This is a genomic window from Microbacterium sp. M3, from assembly GCF_033548675.1.
Taxonomy (GTDB): domain Bacteria; phylum Actinomycetota; class Actinomycetes; order Actinomycetales; family Microbacteriaceae; genus Microbacterium; species Microbacterium arthrosphaerae.
Genome location: NZ_JAWTZT010000004.1, coordinates 463,798 through 481,511, shown reverse-complemented (window position 1 = coordinate 481,511; position 17,714 = coordinate 463,798). Strand labels below are relative to the sequence as shown.

The 17,714-nt window shown below is 70.9% G+C and carries 15 protein-coding genes and 1 pseudogene; 7 read left to right on the top strand and 9 right to left on the bottom strand.

What is annotated here, in order from left to right:
* Window positions 1–23: 23 nt before the first annotated feature.
* From guaA to R8Z57_RS14375, 5 genes are all read right to left on the bottom strand, one after another.
* Window positions 24–1,607: a glutamine-hydrolyzing GMP synthase gene (gene guaA / locus R8Z57_RS14395; RefSeq protein WP_318354456.1), complete on the bottom strand. Its 1,584-nt coding sequence runs from the start codon at window positions 1,605–1,607 to the stop codon at window positions 24–26.
* A complete protein-coding gene (locus R8Z57_RS14390) occupies window positions 1,604–2,149 on the bottom strand; it encodes a DUF3817 domain-containing protein (RefSeq protein ID WP_318354455.1) in 546 nt (181 codons plus the stop codon). The genes guaA and R8Z57_RS14390 overlap by 4 nt, the downstream gene beginning before the upstream one ends.
* Before the next feature lie 196 nt (window positions 2,150–2,345).
* Window positions 2,346–3,167 (bottom strand): SURF1 family protein, encoded by an 822-nt coding sequence (locus R8Z57_RS14385; RefSeq protein WP_318354504.1) that lies wholly within the window; start codon window positions 3,165–3,167, stop codon window positions 2,346–2,348.
* Between the two features lie 209 nt (window positions 3,168–3,376).
* Window positions 3,377–4,495 carry a GuaB3 family IMP dehydrogenase-related protein gene (locus tag R8Z57_RS14380; RefSeq protein ID WP_318354503.1) on the bottom strand — a complete coding sequence of 373 codons (1,119 nt, stop codon included), beginning with the start codon at window positions 4,493–4,495 and terminating at the stop codon, window positions 3,377–3,379.
* A gap of 172 nt (window positions 4,496–4,667) precedes the next feature.
* Entirely contained in the window at window positions 4,668–6,356 is a 1,689-nt protein-coding gene (locus R8Z57_RS14375) for an ABC-F family ATP-binding cassette domain-containing protein (RefSeq protein ID WP_318354454.1), read from the bottom strand.
* A 133-nt stretch (window positions 6,357–6,489) separates the two neighbouring features.
* Here R8Z57_RS14375 and R8Z57_RS14370 point away from each other — a divergent pair, with 133 nt between their 5' ends.
* Window positions 6,490–6,966: a nitroreductase family deazaflavin-dependent oxidoreductase gene (locus tag R8Z57_RS14370; RefSeq protein ID WP_318354453.1), complete on the top strand. Its 477-nt coding sequence runs from the start codon at window positions 6,490–6,492 to the stop codon at window positions 6,964–6,966.
* Here R8Z57_RS14370 and R8Z57_RS14365 read toward each other — a convergent pair.
* Complete coding sequence (locus tag R8Z57_RS14365; protein ID WP_318354452.1) at window positions 6,932–7,216, bottom strand: DUF2277 domain-containing protein; 285 nt, start codon at window positions 7,214–7,216, stop codon at window positions 6,932–6,934. The genes R8Z57_RS14370 and R8Z57_RS14365 overlap by 35 nt on opposite strands.
* Before the next feature lie 77 nt (window positions 7,217–7,293).
* The gene (locus R8Z57_RS14360; protein ID WP_318354451.1) at window positions 7,294–7,977 is read right to left on the bottom strand and encodes a TetR/AcrR family transcriptional regulator; all 684 of its coding nucleotides are present in this window, start codon (window positions 7,975–7,977) and stop codon (window positions 7,294–7,296) included.
* Window positions 7,978–8,072: 95 nt separating this feature from the next.
* Between R8Z57_RS14360 and R8Z57_RS14355 the strand changes: the two genes are divergently transcribed.
* Window positions 8,073–9,545 carry an MFS transporter gene (locus R8Z57_RS14355; protein ID WP_318354450.1) on the top strand — a complete coding sequence of 491 codons (1,473 nt, stop codon included), beginning with the start codon at window positions 8,073–8,075 and terminating at the stop codon, window positions 9,543–9,545.
* 150 nt (window positions 9,546–9,695) lie between these two features.
* Here the strand turns inward: R8Z57_RS14355 and R8Z57_RS14350 are convergent, their stop codons facing one another.
* Window positions 9,696–10,319, bottom strand: coding sequence for a TMEM175 family protein (locus R8Z57_RS14350; RefSeq protein ID WP_318354449.1), 624 nt, complete (start codon window positions 10,317–10,319; stop codon window positions 9,696–9,698).
* A 214-nt stretch (window positions 10,320–10,533) separates the two neighbouring features.
* Here R8Z57_RS14350 and R8Z57_RS14345 point away from each other — a divergent pair.
* A pseudogene (locus R8Z57_RS14345) lies at window positions 10,534–11,600 on the top strand (FAD-dependent oxidoreductase).
* A gap of 143 nt (window positions 11,601–11,743) precedes the next feature.
* Here the strand turns inward: R8Z57_RS14345 and guaB are convergent.
* Window positions 11,744–13,246, bottom strand: a complete 1,503-nt coding sequence (gene guaB, locus R8Z57_RS14340; RefSeq protein WP_318354448.1) for an IMP dehydrogenase — start codon at window positions 13,244–13,246, stop codon at window positions 11,744–11,746.
* Between the two features lie 324 nt (window positions 13,247–13,570).
* On the opposite strand from guaB, the gene R8Z57_RS14335 reads away from it, so the two are divergent.
* The 4 genes from R8Z57_RS14335 (at window position 13,571) to R8Z57_RS14320 (ending at window position 17,678) form a co-directional block, all read left to right on the top strand.
* The gene (locus R8Z57_RS14335; RefSeq protein ID WP_378722902.1) at window positions 13,571–14,878 is read left to right on the top strand and encodes a branched-chain amino acid ABC transporter permease; all 1,308 of its coding nucleotides are present in this window, start codon (window positions 13,571–13,573) and stop codon (window positions 14,876–14,878) included.
* A gap of 10 nt (window positions 14,879–14,888) precedes the next feature.
* Complete coding sequence (locus tag R8Z57_RS14330) at window positions 14,889–15,869, top strand: branched-chain amino acid ABC transporter permease (RefSeq protein ID WP_318354447.1); 981 nt, start codon at window positions 14,889–14,891, stop codon at window positions 15,867–15,869.
* 160 nt (window positions 15,870–16,029) lie between these two features.
* Window positions 16,030–16,941 (top strand): ABC transporter ATP-binding protein, encoded by a 912-nt coding sequence (locus R8Z57_RS14325; RefSeq protein WP_318354501.1) that lies wholly within the window; start codon window positions 16,030–16,032, stop codon window positions 16,939–16,941.
* Window positions 16,938–17,678, top strand: a complete 741-nt coding sequence (locus R8Z57_RS14320; RefSeq protein ID WP_318354446.1) for an ABC transporter ATP-binding protein — start codon at window positions 16,938–16,940, stop codon at window positions 17,676–17,678. The genes R8Z57_RS14325 and R8Z57_RS14320 overlap by 4 nt, the downstream gene beginning before the upstream one ends.
* Window positions 17,679–17,714 lie beyond the last annotated feature (36 nt).

Sequence of the window (17,714 nt, the reverse complement as noted above, 5' to 3'; positions counted from 1 at the left end):
CTTCACCCCACCCCGATCCGGGGTCACTCCCACTCGATGGTCCCCGGGGGCTTGGACGTCACGTCGAGCACCACGCGGTTGACCTCGCGCACCTCGTTGGTGATGCGGTTCGAGATCTTCGAGAGCACGTCGTAGGGCAGGCGCGTCCAGTCCGCGGTCATCGCGTCTTCGCTCGAGACCGGGCGCAGCACGATGGGGTGGCCGTAGGTGCGGCCGTCGCCCTGCACGCCCACCGAGCGCACGTCGGCGAGCAGCACGACCGGGCACTGCCAGATCTCGCCGTCGAGGCCCGCCTTCGTCAGCTCCTCGCGCGCGATGGCGTCGGCGTCACGCAGAATCTCGAGGCGGTCAGCGGTGACCTCACCGACGATCCGGATGCCGAGGCCGGGGCCCGGAAAGGGCTGGCGCGCCACGATCGCCTCGGGGAGGCCGAGCTCGCGGCCGATGGCGCGGACCTCGTCCTTGAAGAGGGTGCGCAGCGGCTCGACGAGCTCGAACTGCAGGTCTTCCGGGAGGCCGCCGACGTTGTGGTGCGACTTGATGTTCGCGGTGCCCGTGCCGCCGCCCGACTCGACGACATCGGGGTAGAGGGTGCCCTGCACGAGGAACCGGATCGGCTCGCCGTCGGCGGCGGCCTCGGCGACGAGGTCGCGCTCGGCGGCCTCGAACGCACGGATGAACTCGCGGCCGATGATCTTGCGCTTCTGCTCGGGGTCGCTCACGCCCTCGAGGGCCGACAGGAACTGCTCACGAGCATCGATCGTGACCAGGCGCACGCCGGTGGAGGCGACGTAGTCGTTCTCGACCTGCTCGCGCTCGCCCTTTCGCAGCAGGCCGTGGTCGACGAAGATCGCGGTCAGCTGGTCGCCGACGGCCTCGTGGACGAGCGCTGTCGAGACGGCGGAGTCGACGCCGCCCGACAGCGCGGAGATCACCCGGCCCGAGCCGATCTGCGCGCGGATGCGCTCGACCTGCTCGGCGATGACGTTGCCGCTGTTCCAGTCGGCCGGGAGCCCCGCGGCCTTGTGGAGGAAGTTCTCGATGACCTGCTGGCCGTGGTCGGAGTGCTTGACCTCCGGGTGCCACTGCACGCCGTAGAACCGGCGCTCGTCGCTGCCGAACGCCGCGACGGGGGTGGCGGTGGTCGAGGCGAGCACATCGAAGCCCTCGGGCGCCCGCGAGACCTGGTCGCCGTGGCTCATCCACACGTTCTGCGCGACCGGCTGACCGCCCAGCAGCACGCCGCCGTCGCCTGTGACCGCGGCATCCGTCGCCCCGTACTCACGGAGTCCGGTGTTGGCGACCTCGCCGCCGAGAGCCTGCGCCATGACCTGGAATCCGTAGCAGATGCCGAGGGTCGGCACCCCGAGGTCGAAGACGCCGGTGTCGAGCGAGGGTGCGCCCGCCTCGTAGACCGACGAGGGTCCGCCCGAGAGGATGATGCCGACGGGGTTCTTGGCGGCGATGTCGTCGGCGGTCGCGGTGTGCGGCACGATCTCGCTGTAGACGCCCGCCTCGCGGACGCGCCGGGCGATCAGCTGCGCGTACTGCGCGCCGAAGTCGACGACGAGGACGGGACGCTGGGAGGTCTCGGTCTGCTGAGTCAACGCTGGTTCTCCGTGGGGATCGCGTGTGTGAGAGAGGAGTGCGCGGCGCGGGAGTGAAGCTCCGCGTCCTCGCGGGACTGGAGGTACGCACGCACTTCGCGAGCGACACGGGCCTCCATGAAGAACGACAGGAACGGCACGATGCCGCCGAGGGCGAGCAGGATGAAGCGCCCGAACGGCCACCGCATGAGGCTCCACACGCGGAAGCACGAGAAGAGGTACACGACGTAGAACCAGCCGTGGGCGACCAGGATGCCGAGCGAGAGGTTGAAGCCGTCGCCGGTCGAGATCATCTCGCACTCGTTGGTCATCGGCGCGAACAGCGACCACCACTGGCAGTCGGGGCCCGCGATGACGGGTGCGAACCAGAGGAAGCCGCCGGATCCGCCGAGGAACAGCTCGAGGTGGATGGGCGTGTACTTCAGGATCATCTCCGCCAGGAGCAGCAGCAGCATGGTGCCGGTGATGATCGAGCAGATCTGGTAGAACTTCAGGGCTCCGCGGATCGCCGGAAACGACGCGAGCTTGGGGGCGCGGGGCATGACCCCCAGTCTACCCGCGGGATTCCGCGGCGTTTCCCGCGGCATCCGCCCGTCGCCCCTGCCAGGTCGCTGCGTCCCGCCTGACGCCGACGACCGCCCTCCCCTGAGTGCGGGGAGGGCGGCCGTCGGGCTGGGTCACTCCGCGGTCGGCAGCTGGGAGGATCGCCCGCGCAGCGACGGGATTTCTGGCCTCGGTTCAGGATGCGGCCGCCCGCGCGCCGTCCTCGGCACCTCCGTCGCCGGGGCCGGGATGCTCGTCCTCGAAGTCCTCGAGCTCCTTCTCCCAGGCGTCCTTCGCCAGCCGGTACCAGAGGTAGAAAGCGAAGCCTGCGAAGACGGCCCACTCGGCGGCGTAGAAGATGTTGAGCCAGTTGACGCCCGACCCCTCCGCGGGTGCCGGCGACGAGATGTCGACGAGGCCGGCGGCGGCCGACTCGGAGGCGAGGTAGGGCCGGTAGACGTTGAGCTCTTCCGTGTCGTGCCACTGCCCGAGGAGGGCCGCCGGCGACATGCGGGTGAGGGTCTGCGGAGGCTCGTCGCTGCGCGGCGGGAACGGCCCCTCGTCGGAGATGAGGCGGCCGGTGACCGTGATCGGTTCGTCGGGGGCATCCGGTGCCGAGGCGTCGGCCTCGAGCTGCGAGATCGCCGCCTCGGCGTCTGCGCGGGTCGGCGCCCAGCCGATGGCGACGGCGATCGACGTCGGCTCGTCGGCACCCTCGAGTCGCAGCTGTCCGGTCACCCAGTAGCCCTCGGCACCGTCGTTGTAGCGCGACTCGACGATGAGGAAGTCACCGGGCACCCACGTGCCGCTGGTCTCCACGCGCTGGCCGACCAGCGGCTCGGGAAGGTACTCACCCGGCGCGGTGACGTCGGCGAGCGGCCGCACCTCTTCGGTGACGCCGGCAGGCAGCGGGTCGGTGTCGATGGCCCGCGCCAGCTGCCACTGGCCGAGCCAGGCGAAGACGCCCGCGACGACCAGGCACAGCAGCAGCACGCCGAGCCACTGCGGACGCACCATGACCTCGCGCAGCGTGGGCGGGAACGCGTCAGCGACCTCGGCGTCCGCCGGCCCGGGCTCGCCGGCAGTGCCGCCGGGTTCACCGGCGGCCCCAGGCTTGCCCGCGGCGTCGCCGGGTTCACCGGCCCCGCGCTCGTCCACCGCCCCGGGCTCGTCCCCCGGCCCGGCCGCGTGCGGCTCGACCGGCGGTCGCGCGTCGTCGGGGTCGGTCATCCCGCGGCGTAGGGCGCGACGACGACCTCGACGCGCTGGAACTCCTTGAGGTCGGAGTATCCGGTCGTGGCCATCGACTTGCGCAGCGCTCCGATGAGGTTCGCGGTGCCGTCGGCGACCGGAGCCGGACCGTAGAGCACCTCCTCGAGCGAGGCGACCTGGTCGACCTTGACGCGCTTGCCCCGCGGCAGCTTGGCGTGATGCGCCTCGGGGCCCCAGTGGAAGCCCTTGCCCGGGGCATCCGTCGCCCGCGCCAGCGCCACGCCGAGCATGACGGCGTCCGCGCCCATCGCGATGGCCTTGACGATGTCGCCCGAGGTGCCCACGCCGCCGTCCGCGATGACGTGGACGTAGCGCCCGCCCGACTCGTCGAGGTAGTCGCGGCGCGCGCCTGCGACGTCGGCGACGGCGGTGGCCATGGGGGCGTGGAGGCCCAGCGTGGCGCGCGTGGTCGACGCCGCTCCCCCACCGAAGCCGACGAGCACGCCGGCCGCGCCCGTGCGCATGAGATGCAGGGCCGCGGTGTAGGTCGAGGCGCCGCCCACGATGACGGGCACGTCGAGGTCGTAGATGAACTTCTTGAGGTTGAGCGGCTGGTCGACGCTCGAGACGTGCTCGGCCGAGACCGTGGTCCCGCGGATCACGAACAGGTCGACACCGGCGGCGACGACGGTCTCGTACAGCTCCTGGGTGCGCTGCGGAGTGAGCGCTCCGGCGACCGTGACACCGGCGGCGCGGATCTCGCCGAGCCGGTCGCGCACGAGCTCGGGCTTGATGGGCTCGGCGTAGAGCTCCTGCATGCGCCGGGTCGCGGCGGCCTTCTCGAGGCCCGAGATCTCGGCGAGGAGCGGTTCGGGGTCGTCGTAGCGCGTCCAGAGGCCCTCGAGGTCGAGCACGCCGAGGCCGCCGAGCTGACCCAGCATGATCGCGGTGCGCGGGCTCACGACCGAGTCCATGGGAGCGCCGAGCACCGGGATGTCGAAGCTGAACGCGTCGATCGTCCACGTGGTCGAGACGTCCTCCGGGTTGCGCGTGCGGCGCGACGGCACGACCGCGATGTCGTCGAACGTGTACGCGCGACGTGCGCGCTTGGCGCGGCCGAGTTCGATGTCCATGCTCACGCCCCCAGCCTACCCGCCGGGCCCCACGCGCCCGATCCGGCTCCTCACCTGTCGTTCCCCGGTTTCGAATCGCGCACTTTGCACGTCGAACGGGCGATCTTCCGCCAAGTGCGCGATTCGAAACCGGAGATGACGGATGCCTCGGGCCGCGGCATCCGTCATCTCCTCAGCGCGCCCGCGCGACGCGGGTCTCGTCCCAGACGGGCTCGTCGGACTCGAAGACCCGGCCGTCCGCGCCGAAGACGACGAAGCGGTCGAACGACCTCGCGAGCCACCGGTCGTGGGTCACGGCGAGGACGGTGCCCTCGAAGCGGGCGAGCGCATCCTGCAGGGCCTCGGCCGAGACGAGGTCGAGGTTGTCGGTCGGCTCGTCGAGCAGCAGCAGCGTCGCCCCCGACAGTTCGAGCAGCAGGATCTGGAACCGCGCCTGCTGACCACCCGACAGGCTGTCGAACGTCTGCTCGGCCTGGGCGACGAGCCCGTACCGGTCGAGAGCGCTGCTCGCGGCCTCGCGCGGGAGCCCGGCGCGGGCGTCCTCGCCGCGGTGCAGGATGTCGAGCAGCGTGCGGCCGTCGAACTCGGGGTGGCGGTGGGTCTGTGCGAACCAACCCGGCACGACGCGCGCGCCGAGGATACCGCGCCCGGTGTGCGCGACCGGATCGAGCCCCGAGCCGGTCGTGGTGACGTGACCGAGCCGCCCGTCGGGGTCGGTGCCGCCACGGGCGAGCAGCCGCAGGAAGTGCGACTTGCCCGAGCCGTTCGACCCCAGCACCGCGACGCGGTCGCCGAACCAGACCTCCAGGTCGAAGGGTTTCATCAGCCCCGTCAGTTCGAGCTGTTCGGCGACGACGGCGCGGCGGCCGGTGCGCGCGCCGCGGAGCCGCACGTCGAGGTCCTGCTCGCGCGGACGCTCCTGCGGCGGCCCGGCGTCTTCGAACTTGCGCAGCCGCGTCTGGGCCGCACGATAGCGCGACGCGAAGCCGTCGTTGGCGGCGGCCTTCACCTTGAGGTCGGCGACCAGCGCCTTCAGCTTCGCGTGCTGCTCGTCCCAGCGCCGTCGCAGCTCGTCGAGCCGTTCCATCCGGTCCTCCCGGGCCCGGTGGTACGTTCCAAAGCCGCCGCCGTGCACCCACGCCGTGCTGCCCGCGCCTCCCGCCTCGAGGGTCACGATGCGATCGGCGGCGCGCGCCAGCAGCTCGCGGTCGTGCGACACCAGCAGCACCGTCTTCGGCGTCTCGCGCAGCCGCTCCTCGAGCCAGCGCTTGCCGGGCACATCGAGATAGTTGTCGGGCTCGTCGAGCAGCAGCACCTGGTCGGGCCCGCGCAGCAGCGCCTCGAGCGCGAGCCGCTTCTGCTCGCCGCCCGAGAGCGTGGTGAGCTCGCGGAACCGCGCACGCGGGAACGGGATGCCGAGGGCCGCGGTCGTGCACGTGTCCCACACGGTCTCGTACTCGTAGCCGCCGGCCTCGGCGTAGTCGGCGAGCGCGCCGGCGTACCGCATCTGGGTGTCGAGGTCGTCGTGCTCGATGATCGCCGCCTCGGCGTCCTCGAGCTCGCGCGCCGCGCGGCGCACGCGGTCGGGCGCCACGCGGATGAGGAGATCGTGGACCGTCTGGCCCGGCTCGCCGTGCCCGACGAACTGGTCCATGACGCCGAGACCGCCGTCGATCTGGACGACGCCCGAGAGCGGCGCGATCTCGTCGCGGATGATGCGCAGCAGCGTCGTCTTGCCGGCGCCGTTCGGCCCGATGAGCGCGGTCGTCGAGCCCTCGCCGACACGGAACGACACCTCGTCGAGGAGTGGCCGGCCGTCCGGCAGCGCGTACGAGACGGCGGCGATGTCGATGTAGCCCACGGTGATTCCCCTCCGCTCCGCGGGACCGTCCGTCCGAGGGGAGCCGACCAGACTACCCCACGTCGGGTCGAGGCGCGGAGAGAGCCGTCGACAGCGGGTACGCCCGGTGGGAGGATCGGCGTGAGGGGACGCGATGTCGGTTCGAGGCTTCTTCCGTCGCGCGGGCGGCGCGATCGGCGTGTGGCTGTACCGCCGCACCGACGGCCGCGCCGTGCCGGGGCCGGGCGCCTCGCGCGTGCTGCTGCTGACGACGCGGGGGCGCCGGTCGGGAGAGCCCCGCTCGACCTGCGTCGGCGCGCTGCCCGTCGACGACGGCTTCATCGTCTGGGGCACCGGCAGCGGCGCGCCGCGCGATCCCCACTGGTTCCGCAATCTCCGGGCCGCCGGGCGCACGGACGTGCAGGCGGGCTCGAGGAGGTTCGCCGCTGACGTGCGCGAGCTGCACGGCGCCGAACGGGACGCCGCGTGGCAGGAGGTGATCGAGCGGGTGCCCGGTGTCGAGCGCTACGAGCGCAGGTCGGGCCGGACGATCCCCGTCGCGCGGCTCACGCCGGTCGCGGCCGAAGCGCCCGGCGTCAGGCCGCCGGCGCGGCGTATCGGCCCGACTTGATCGCGCGTTCGCGCGCCTTCGCGGCCTCGACCTCGCGGTTCTTCGGCGGCGCGCTGGCAACGAGGTCGTCGAGCAGATGCTGGGTGACGTGCGCGATGTCGTGGACGGCGCGGTCGAACGCCTCCTGATTCGCCTTCGAGGGCTTCGTCGTGCCCGCGATCTTGCGCACGTACTGGAGTGCCGCGGCGTGCACCTCGTCCGACGTCGCGGCGGGCTCGAAGTTGTGGAGCGTGTGGATGTTCCGGCACATGCCCCCGACCCTACGCCGCGCCCCCGACGGCGGCCAGGCCGCGGCATCCCTCACCGCCCTCCCGCCGCTCGGCGCGGCTACCAGCGGTCGGTGCCGCGCGGCAGGGCGTCGAGCACGTGGGGCAGCTCGGTCGGGAAGCACGACCGGAAGAGCTCGGTGATCTGCGGGTCGGAGCCGTAGTCGTCGACGATGCGCAGCCCGATCATCGTGCTGATGAGCATGCCCTCGGCCATGAAGGCGCGGGCCTCATCGACATCGAGGCCCATCTCGTCACGGAAGAAGCGCCAGACCTCCGCGAAGCCGCGCCGGGCAGCCGCGCCGATCACGGGGTGGCTGCCGAGCAGGTACGCGTGGGCGAGCGTCTGGTGCAGGCCCCGCACCGCGAGGAGGTCGACGTATGCCTGGCCGATCCGCTGGGCGGCCGCCTTCTCCGCGGTGATCCCGGGTTCGCGCTCCTCGTCCGCCTGGTGCGCGGCCAGCGCCGCGCGGAAGGCCACCAGCATGCGACCCAGTGCGTCCTCGATGGCCGCGAGGAACAGGTTCTCCTTCGAGCCGAACAGGCGCACCACGTACGGCTGGCTCACCCCGGCGGCGCGCGCCACCTCGTCCGTGGTCGCGCCCTCGTATCCGCGCGCCCCGAAGACGGCGATCGCCGCCTGCAGGATCTGCCGGCGGCGCTCGTCGGACGACAGCCGACGGCCGGTGTCGACAGCGTCGTCCAGGGTCGCGGCCGCACTGCCGTCAGATGCCGAAGAGCTCATGCCGAAAGGTTATCAGCGAATGACTTGACTTTGTAATCAGTGGATTACTACATTGCTCCTCGTAGGTAATCATCCAATTACAACCGGAGCTTCCCGTGACCGAAATCTCCATGGCAGCCGGCTCGCGCCGCGCCCGCCCCTTCGCCCTCGTGCTGGCCGCGGCATCCCTCCCGATGTTCATGGCCACGCTCGACAACCTCGTCATGACGAACGCCCTCCCGGTGCTGCATCGCGACATGGGCGCGAGCGTCGAAGAGCTGCAGTGGTTCGTCAACGCGTACACACTGGCCTTCGCCGGGGCGATCCTCGTCGCCTCGGCGCTCGGCGACCGGTTCGGCCGCCGCACCGTCTTCGCCATCGGCATCGCCGTGTTCGGCGCGGGGTCGGTCTTCGCCGCGCTGAGCGGCGACCCGGGCCAACTCATCGCCGCCCGCGCACTCCAGGGACTCGGAGCGGCCGGGGTCATGCCGCTGTCGCTCGCCCTGCTGAGCGGCGCGGTCCCACCCGCCCGGCGACCGCTTGCCATCGGCATCTGGGGCGGCGTGTCAGGTCTCGGCGTCGCGGTCGGCCCGCTCGTCGGCGGGGCGATCATGGAGGGCTGGAACTGGCAGGCGATCTTCTGGATCAACGTGCCGGTCGCGATCGTGGCCATCCCGCTCGCACTGGTGGTGCTCAACAACGACTTCGGCGCCCGCGCGCGCATCGACGTGCCGGGTGCCGTGCTGGCCGCGGCCGGCGTCCTGGCCCTCGTCCACGCGATCGTGCGCGGCAACGACGACGGCTGGGACTCGGTGAGCGTCATCGCCGAGATCGCGCTGGGCGCGGTGCTCATCGCCGCGTTCCTCTTCTGGCAGACCCGGGCCAAGGCGCCGCTCATGCCGCTGCGCCTCTTCCGCGACCGCTCCTTCTCGATCACGAACGTCGTCGGCTTCGCCTTCAGCTTCGGCACGTTCGGCGCGGTGTTCCTCCTCATCCAGTATTTGCAGGTCGTAGGCGGCTCGTCGCCCCTCGAGGCCGCCGTGCAGACCACGCCGTGGACGCTCGCCCCGATGTTCGTCGCACCGATCGCGGGCCTGCTCGCACCCCGTGTCGGCACGCGGCTGCTCCTCGTGCTGGGGCTCGCCCTGCAGGGTGTCGCCCTCACCTGGATCGCCGCCGTCATGTCGACCGACGTGGACTATCCCGCGCTCATCGCCCCGTTCGTCATGGCCGGCGTGGGCATGGCGCTCGTCTTCGCGCCGTCCGCCACCGCGCTGCTGGCGACCCTCGGCCTCGTCAACCACGCCAAGGCGTCGGGAGTGAACTCCACCGTCCGCGAGCTGGGCGTCGCGCTGGGCACGGCCGTGATGACCGCGATCTTCGTCGGCGCCGGCGGCGAGCTCATGCCCGACCTGTACGTCGACGCCGCGCGGCCCGCCGTGTTCACGGGCGCCGCCGTGCTCTTCGCCGCGACGATCGTGGCGCTGTGGCTCCCCGCCGGAAAGACCGTGACGGATGCCGCGGCCGAGGCATCCGTCACCGCCGGCGCCGCGTCCCCCGAGCCCGAGCCCGAGCTCGCCGCTCGCTGATCACGGAGCAGGGCGGCGGACCCGTCGCCCGGCAGCCTCGGAAAACCTGGTCGGTGACCGGACACGCCGCGGACGGATGCCTCATCCCGGCGCGTCGGGGTCACCGGCCAGGTTTCGCGCAGCCGCGTCCGCGTGCCACGTCCGCCGCCGTCAGCCTCCCTTGCCGCGCAGCGCGCGCGTGAGGAGCCCGTCGAAGAAGAACAGCAGGAACGCCGCCGAGCCGACCCACGGGGCCAGGAGCACGACCGCGGCCGAGATGAGCAGGGCGCTGAGCGACCCGCGGCCGTAGGCCACGGCATCCGCTCGGCTCATGTCGGGGAGCATGATGTCGCGGCGGCGCACCGCCCATGCCCACTGGAGCCAGCTGAAGAGGATCGCGAGGAAGAACGCCACCGGCATCGCGAGGCGGCCGGCGAGCCACTCGGAGTACTCGGTCGTGAGGTTGGTCGCGAACGGGACGAGCACGATGAACAGCAGCCGCGCGTTGTTGAGCCACACCATCGTGGCGTCGACCCGCGCGATGTGCTCGAACTGCTGCACGTGCACCATCCACATGAGGCACAGGAGCACGAAGCTGAGCACGAAGTTCACGAACAGCTCGCTCATGCCCCCGAGCGCCTGCCACATCGCAGCGTCCGACTCGGCCTCGCCGAGCGAGTGCTGCGTGAGATCGAGCACCAGCAGGGTGGCCGCGATCGCGAAGACGCCGTCGGTGAACGCCTCGAGCCGTGTGGTGCGCTGCGTCGCCGCGGGGTGCCGCCGCTGCCTGATCATGCCGCCAGGGTAGCCACACCCGCGACGCGGCGTCACACTCCGTCGCATCACCCGGCGCCGCGGCCGGGGCTGGGCGAGGATGGAAGGCGGAGACGGATGCCGCGACCCGCGCCCTGCGGCCCGCTCCCGTTCGCGCCGCCTCACTGCGGCGCACCGGCTCGCAGGAGGATCCGTGACCCCGCACACCCCGTACCTCGTCGTCGGAGCCGGCGCGATGGGTCTCGCCACGACGTGGCAGCTGGCCCGGCGGGGCCACCCCGTCATCGCGGTGGAGCGCTTCGAGCGCGGCCACGTGCGGGGCGCGTCGCACGGCGCGACGCGCAACTTCAACAACGCCTACGGCACGGAGCACTACCTCGACCTGCTCGCGCTCGCGCGGACCGAGTGGGACGCGCTCGCGCGGGCCACCGGCGAGCCCCTCCTGCGGCTGCACGGCCTCGTCAGCCACGGCGACCAGCGGCTGATCGTCGACGTCGAGGCCGCGCTGTCGGCCCGCGGCGAGCGCGCCGAGGTGCTGAGCGCCGGCCAGGCCGCCCGACGCTGGAGCGGCATGCGGTTCGACGGCGACGCGCTGTTCACACCGGACGCCGGCGTGGTGCGCGCCGCGGCCGCCCTGGAGGCGCTCGAGGCCGCCGCCCGCGCGCGTGGAGCCGACGTCCGGTTCGGTCACGCGGTCACCGTCCTGGACGAGCGGGCTGACGGGGTGCGCGTGGCGATCGAGGCGGGCGGTGAGCGCTACGAGCTCGTCGCCGAGACTCTGGTGGTGACGGCCGGGGCGTGGAGCCGCGGCATCCTTCCGCCCTCCTTCCCTCTCCCCCGGCTCACCGTCACCGAAGAGAGCCCTGCCCACTTCTCGCCACGGGCCGCAGAGACCGGCTGGCCGTCGTTCAACCACTTCGTCGACCCCGAGCGCGGCCCGATCGCCAACGTCTACGGCATGCCGACGCCGGGCGAGGCGTCAAGGTGGGCCTGCACCACGTGGGACCGGTGGTCGACCCCGATGCGCGCACCTTCCGCCCCGTGCCCGAGCTCGCCGCGCAGCTGCGCGACTACGTGCGCGAATGGATGCCGGGTCTCGACCCCGACACGGCCGTCCCGATCAGCTGCACCTACACGTCGACCGACTCGCAGGACTTCGTGCTCGACCGCCGCGGCCGCATCGTCGTCGGGGCCGGCTTCTCGGGCCACGGCTTCAAGTTCACCCCGGCGGTCGGAGCGGTGCTCGCCGACCTGGCGATCGACGACACCGCCCGGGCGGCCGAGGTCTTCCGGCTCCCCTGACGCCGGTCCGCACCCGGCGCATGTCGCACAACTCGCGCCCCGCAACCGCCGGTGCCCGCGCGGAGTGTGACACCCCCGATACAACGACGGATGCCCCGGCCCGGCGCAGTGCGCGGGGCCGAGGCATCCGTCTCACGAAGCGGTCAGCGCTTGTAGTTCGGCGCCTCGACGACGATCTGCACGTCGTGCGGGTGCGACTCCTTGAGACCGGCCGCCGTGATGCGGACGAACTTGCCCTTGGCCTTGAGCTCTTCGACGGTGCGCGCACCGACGTAGAACATCGACTGGCGGAGGCCGCCGACGAGCTGATACGCCACGGCCGAGACGGGCCCGCGGTACGCGACCTGGCCCTCGATGCCCTCGGGGATGAGCTTGTCGTCGCTCGGGACGTCGGCCTGGAAGTAGCGGTCCTTCGAGTACGAGGTCTTCTTGCCGCGCGTCTGCAGGGCGCCCAGCGACCCCATGCCGCGGTACTGCTTGAACTGCTTGCCGCCCTGGAAGACGATCTCACCCGGCGACTCGTCGGTGCCGGCGAGGAGCGAGCCGAGCATGACCGTGTCGGCGCCGGCGACGAGGGCCTTGGCGATGTCGCCGGAGTACTGCAGTCCGCCGTCGGCGATCACCGGGACACCCGCCTCGCGCGCGGCGAGGGACGCCTCGTAGATGGCCGTCACCTGCGGCACGCCCACACCCGCGACGACGCGCGTGGTGCAGATCGAGCCCGGGCCGACGCCCACCTTGACGGCGTCCACGCCCGCGTCGATGAGCGCCTGGGCGCCCTCGCGGGTGGCCACGTTGCCGCCGATGATGTCGATGTGGGCGAACGACTCGTCGCCCTTGATCCGGCGGACCATGTCGATGACGCCGGCGGACTGGCCGTTGGCGGTGTCGACGACGATGACGTCCACCCCCGCGTCGCGGAGAGCCTCGGCGCGCTCCCACGCATCGCCGAAGAAGCCGATCGCGGCGCCGACCCGCAGGCGGCCCTGCTCGTCCTTGGTGGCGAGCGGGTACTTCTCGCTCTTGTCGAAGTCCTTGATGGTGATGAGACCCGCCAGCGTGCCGTCCTCGTCGATGAGCGGCAGCTTCTCGACCCGGTGCTGGGCGAAGAGCGCGATGACCTCGCCGGCGCTGATCCCGACGCGGCCGGTGACGAGCCCCTCGGTCGTCATGACGTCGCGCACCTTTGTCGTCTGGCGCTCGAAGCCCGAGACGAAGCGCATGTCGCGATTGGTGACGATGCCGACCAGGTGGTTGCTCTCGTCGACGACGGGGAGGCCCGAGATGCGGTACTGGGCGCAGAGCGCGTCGACCTCTTCGATCGTGGCGTCGGGCGTGGTCGTGATGGGGTCGGTGATCATGCCCGACTCGCTGCGCTTCACGCGATCGACCATCGACGCCTGGTCCTCGATGGAGAGGTTGCGGTGGATGATGCCGATGCCGCCCTCGCGCGCGATGGCGATGGCCAGCCGGGCCTCGGTCACAGTGTCCATGGCGGCCGACAGCAGCGGCGTCGCGACGGTGATGCGCCGCGTCACTCGCGACGACGTGTCGGCCTCGCTCGGGATCACGTCGGTGTGGCCGGGCAGCAGCAGCACGTCGTCGTAGGTCAGTCCGACGAATCCGAAGGGGTCGTTGTGCTCCATGGGGTCTCCTCGCGCGCGGCGCGTTCTGTTCGGGTGTGGACGACGACGGCCGGTGCGCTCGTGACGCTCCGTACTCGATTCTAAGCGCCGGGCGGCATCGTTTTGTTCCCGCCAATACGGCACGCGCGAGCGCGCGCGAGGGTGGGCTGCGGGTGCGCCACCGCGTCGAAACACCAGGTGCGGGTTGCGATCGGATCACGTATCCACAGCGTGTCGTAGGCGAAACAAGCGCGACACATTACGCTCGTACCGTCGTTCATCACGGCCGATGCGACCCGGGCTTCGGTGTGCGCGTGGTGCCGAACTGGAGGTTCTGTGGGGACTGTGACCACGAGACGCATCGACCGAGCACGCATACTCGCTGTGCTGTTCGGCCTGGTGCTCGTCGCGATCGGATTGTTCGCGACATCCACACCCGCGCTGGCGGCGGAGGATGACCCCTACCGCATCAGTGGCAACGTGCAGCTCGACGGCGAGCCGCTCGAGGGTGTGGTGCTGACCATCGACGGCCCTGGCGGAGAGCAGGAGGTCGAGACCGACGCCGACGGCCAGTGGCATGTCAACGTCCCCGAGCGGGGTGAGACCTACGTCGTCACGCTCGACGAGGACACGCTGCCCGAAGGCATCGCGGTCGTCGACCCCGAGGACGACTCGCCCAACGTCAAGGAAGTCGAGATGGGCCAGGGCGGCCGCGTCTCGGTGAACTTCTTCATCGGCGAGGGCGAGCGCAACGTCACGAGCTTCTTCGACCAGCTCATGCAGCGGATCGTGCAGGGCGTCAGCTTCGGCCTCATGCTCGCGCTCGCGGCCATCGGCTTGACGCTCGTCTACGGCACCACCGGCATCTCCAACTTCGCCCACGGCGAGATGGTGACGTTCGGCGCGATCGCGGCGTACTTCCTCGTGGTGCCGGCGACGCTCGGGCTCCCGTGGTGGATCGCCTATCCCGCCGCCGTCATCCTCAGCGCCGGTCTCGGGCTCGTGCTCGACATGATCCTGTGGAGACCGCTGCGACGGCGACGCGTCGGCGTCGTGCAGCTGATGATCGTCAGCATCGGCCTCTCGCTCGCGCTGCGCTACACGTACCAGCTCTTCATCGGCGGCGGCACGCTTCAGCTGCCGGGCTCGGCCAACGCGCAGATCCCGCTCTTCGGCGCCGTGCAGATGAGCCTCCTCGACATGATCTCGCTGGGCATCTCGATCGTCGTGATCGTCGCGTTCGCGCTGTGGCTCACCCGGTCCCGCATCGGCAAGGCGACGCGTGCGATCTCCGACAACCCCTCGCTCGCGGCCGCGTCGGGCATCGACGTCGACGCCGTCGTGCGGGTGGTCTGGATCGTCGCCGGCGCTCTCGCCGGCCTCGCGGGCATCCTCTACGCCTACTACCGTCCGGGGATCAAGTGGGACATGGGTGCGCAGATCCTTCTGCTCATGTTCGCGGCGGTCATCCTCGGCGGCCTCGGCACCGCGTACGGCGCACTGGTCGGTGCGCTCATCGTCGGCGTCCTGGTGGAGGTGTCGAGCCTGTGGATCCCGGCCGACCTCAAGTACGCCAGCGCACTGTTCATCCTCATCGTGATCCTGCTCTTCCGACCACAGGGCATCCTCGGACGACGCGAGCGGATCGGTTAGGGGCACACTCATGGACTGGCTTCAGATTCTCTCCAACACCGCCTCGTCGATCCTGAGCCCCGCCACGATCGCCTACGCGCTCGCGGCCCTCGGCCTCGCGGTGCACTTCGGCTACGCCGGCCTCATCAACATGGGCATCGCGGGCTTCATGGCCATCGGCGCCTACGGCTACGCCATCTCGATCCTGACGTTCGGCTTCCCGTGGTGGGCGGGCGCACTGGTCGGCCTCGCCGGCGCAGCGGTCTTCGCCCTGATCCTCGGCATCCCGACCCTCCGGCTCCGCGGCGACTACCTCGCGATCGTGACCATCGCGGCCGCCGAGGTCGTGCGCCTGCTGTTCCTCACCACCGCGTTCGACGACGTCACCGGCTCGGCCGACGGCCTCAGCGGCTATCACGCGAGCTTCCGGGCGTCGAACCCGATCCCGCCCGGCGAGTACGGCTTCGGCCCGTGGGTGTACAACGAGACGCAGTGGTGGGTGCGCATCATGGGCCTCATCACACTCGGCATCGCCGTGCTGGTGGTGTGGATGCTGACCCGCAGCCCGTGGGGCCGCACCCTCAAGGGCATCCGCGAGGATGAGGATGCCGTGCGCTCGCTCGGAAAGAACGTCTTCTCCTACAAGATGCAGGCTCTCGTGCTGGGCGGCGTGCTCGCCGCCGCCGGCGGCGTCGTCTACGCGCTCCCCTCGGCGGTGAACCCGGGCGTCTACGTCACGTCGCTGACGTTCTTCGTGTGGACCGCGCTCCTCCTCGGCGGCGCCGCGACCGTGTTCGGCCCCATCCTCGGGTCGATCATCTTCTGGGTGCTGCAGACGTTCCTCTCGAACATCCTCCCGGCTATGGCTCAGGCGGGATGGCTGTTCGGCCTGAGCTCCACCCAGGCCGGAACGCTCCGCTTCATCCTCGTGGGCGTCGCACTCATGCTGCTCGTCATCTTCATGCCGCAGGGACTCCTGGGCAACAAGAAGGAGCTGACCTTTGTCAAGTAACGGCGCCGCACCCGACGGCAACATCAGCAACGACACCACGGCCGGGACCGCGCCGGCCACCGGCTCCGCGCCCGCCACCGGCTCGGCGCCGGTCACCGGCTCGGCGCCGGTCGCCCGCCCGAAGACCACCGGGCTCCACGTCGGAGATCCCGCGCCCGGCGTGGCCAAGGTCGACCCGATCATCGTGGCCGACGGCGTGCACCGCGCCTTCGGCGGTGTGACCGCCGTCGACGTCGCGCACCTCGAGATCCCACGCGGCGCGATCACGGCACTCATCGGACCGAACGGCGCAGGCAAGACGACGCTGTTCAACCTCCTGACCGGCTTCGACAAGCCCGATCACGGCACGTGGACGTTCGACGGCACGTCGCTGTCGGGGGTCCCCGCCTACAAGGTCTCGCGCATGGGCCTGGTCCGCACGTTCCAGCTCACCAAGGCGCTGGGGCTGCTCACCGTCATGGAGAACATGAAGCTCGGCGCGAAGAACCAGCGCGGCGAGAAGTTCTGGGCGAGCCTCATCCCGGCGCTGTGGCGCTCGCAGGATGCCGAGCTCGAAGACCGCGCGATGGTGCTGCTGCGCAAGTTCAAGCTCGACGCGAAGTCCGACGACTTCGCCGCGAGCCTCTCAGGCGGCCAGCGCAAGCTGCTCGAGATGGCCCGGTCGCTCATGACGGAGCCCACGCTGGTCATGCTCGACGAGCCCATGGCCGGCGTGAACCCGGCACTCACGCAGTCGCTCCTGGATCACATCCTCGACCTCAAGGAAGAGGGCATGACCGTGCTCTTCGTCGAGCACGACATGCACATGGTGCGCCACATCGCCGACTGGGTCGTGGTGATGGCCGAGGGCAAGATCGTCGCCGAGGGCGACCCCGACACGGTGATGAAGAACCCGGCCGTGATCGACGCCTACCTCGGCGCCCACCAGGAGCTCGACCTCGGTGTGGTCACCGGCCGCATCGACGTGATCGAAGCGGATCCGACGACGGATGCCGCGGCATCCACCACGGTCAGCGCCGACGCCCTCGTCGACCAGGGCCTGGCCGAGGAAGAGAAGGAGGACGGCAAGTGACCGCTCCCACCGCAACCGGAACCCCCGTCGTCGTCGTCGATGACGTGCACGCGGGCTACCTGCCGGGCGTGAACATCCTCAACGGCTGCAGCCTCACCGCGCACGAGGGTGAGCTCATCGGCATCATCGGGCCGAACGGCGCCGGCAAGTCGACCCTCCTGAAGGCGATCTTCGGTCAGGTCAACGTGCGCAGCGGCACCATCTCGCTCGAGGGCGACGACATCACCGGCCTCAAGGCCAACAAGCTGGTCGCGCGCGGCGTCGGGTTCATCCCGCAGACGAACAACGTCTTCCCGAGCCTGACGATCGCCGAGAACCTCCAGATGGGGCTCTACCAGCGCCCCGGTGTCTACAAGGAGCGCCTCGAGTTCGTCACCGGCATCTTCTCCGAGCTCGGCAAGCGACTCAAGCAGCGCGCCGGCTCTCTGTCGGGCGGTGAGCGCCAGATGGTCGCGATGAGCCGTGCGCTCATGATGGACCCGAAGGTGCTGCTGCTCGACGAGCCGTCGGCCGGCCTCTCCCCCGTCCGTCAGGACGAGGCGTTCATCCGCGTCTCCGAGATCAACAAGGCCGGCGTCACCTGCATCATGGTCGAGCAGAACGCGCGCCGCTGCCTGCAGATCTGCGACCGCGGGTACGTCCTCGACCAGGGCCGAGACGCCTACACCGGCACCGGCCGCGACCTGCTCAACGACCCGAAGGTCACCGAGCTGTACCTCGGAACGCTGGGCAAGTAGCAGCGCAGACGAGCTGAAGAGCGGGGACGGATGCCG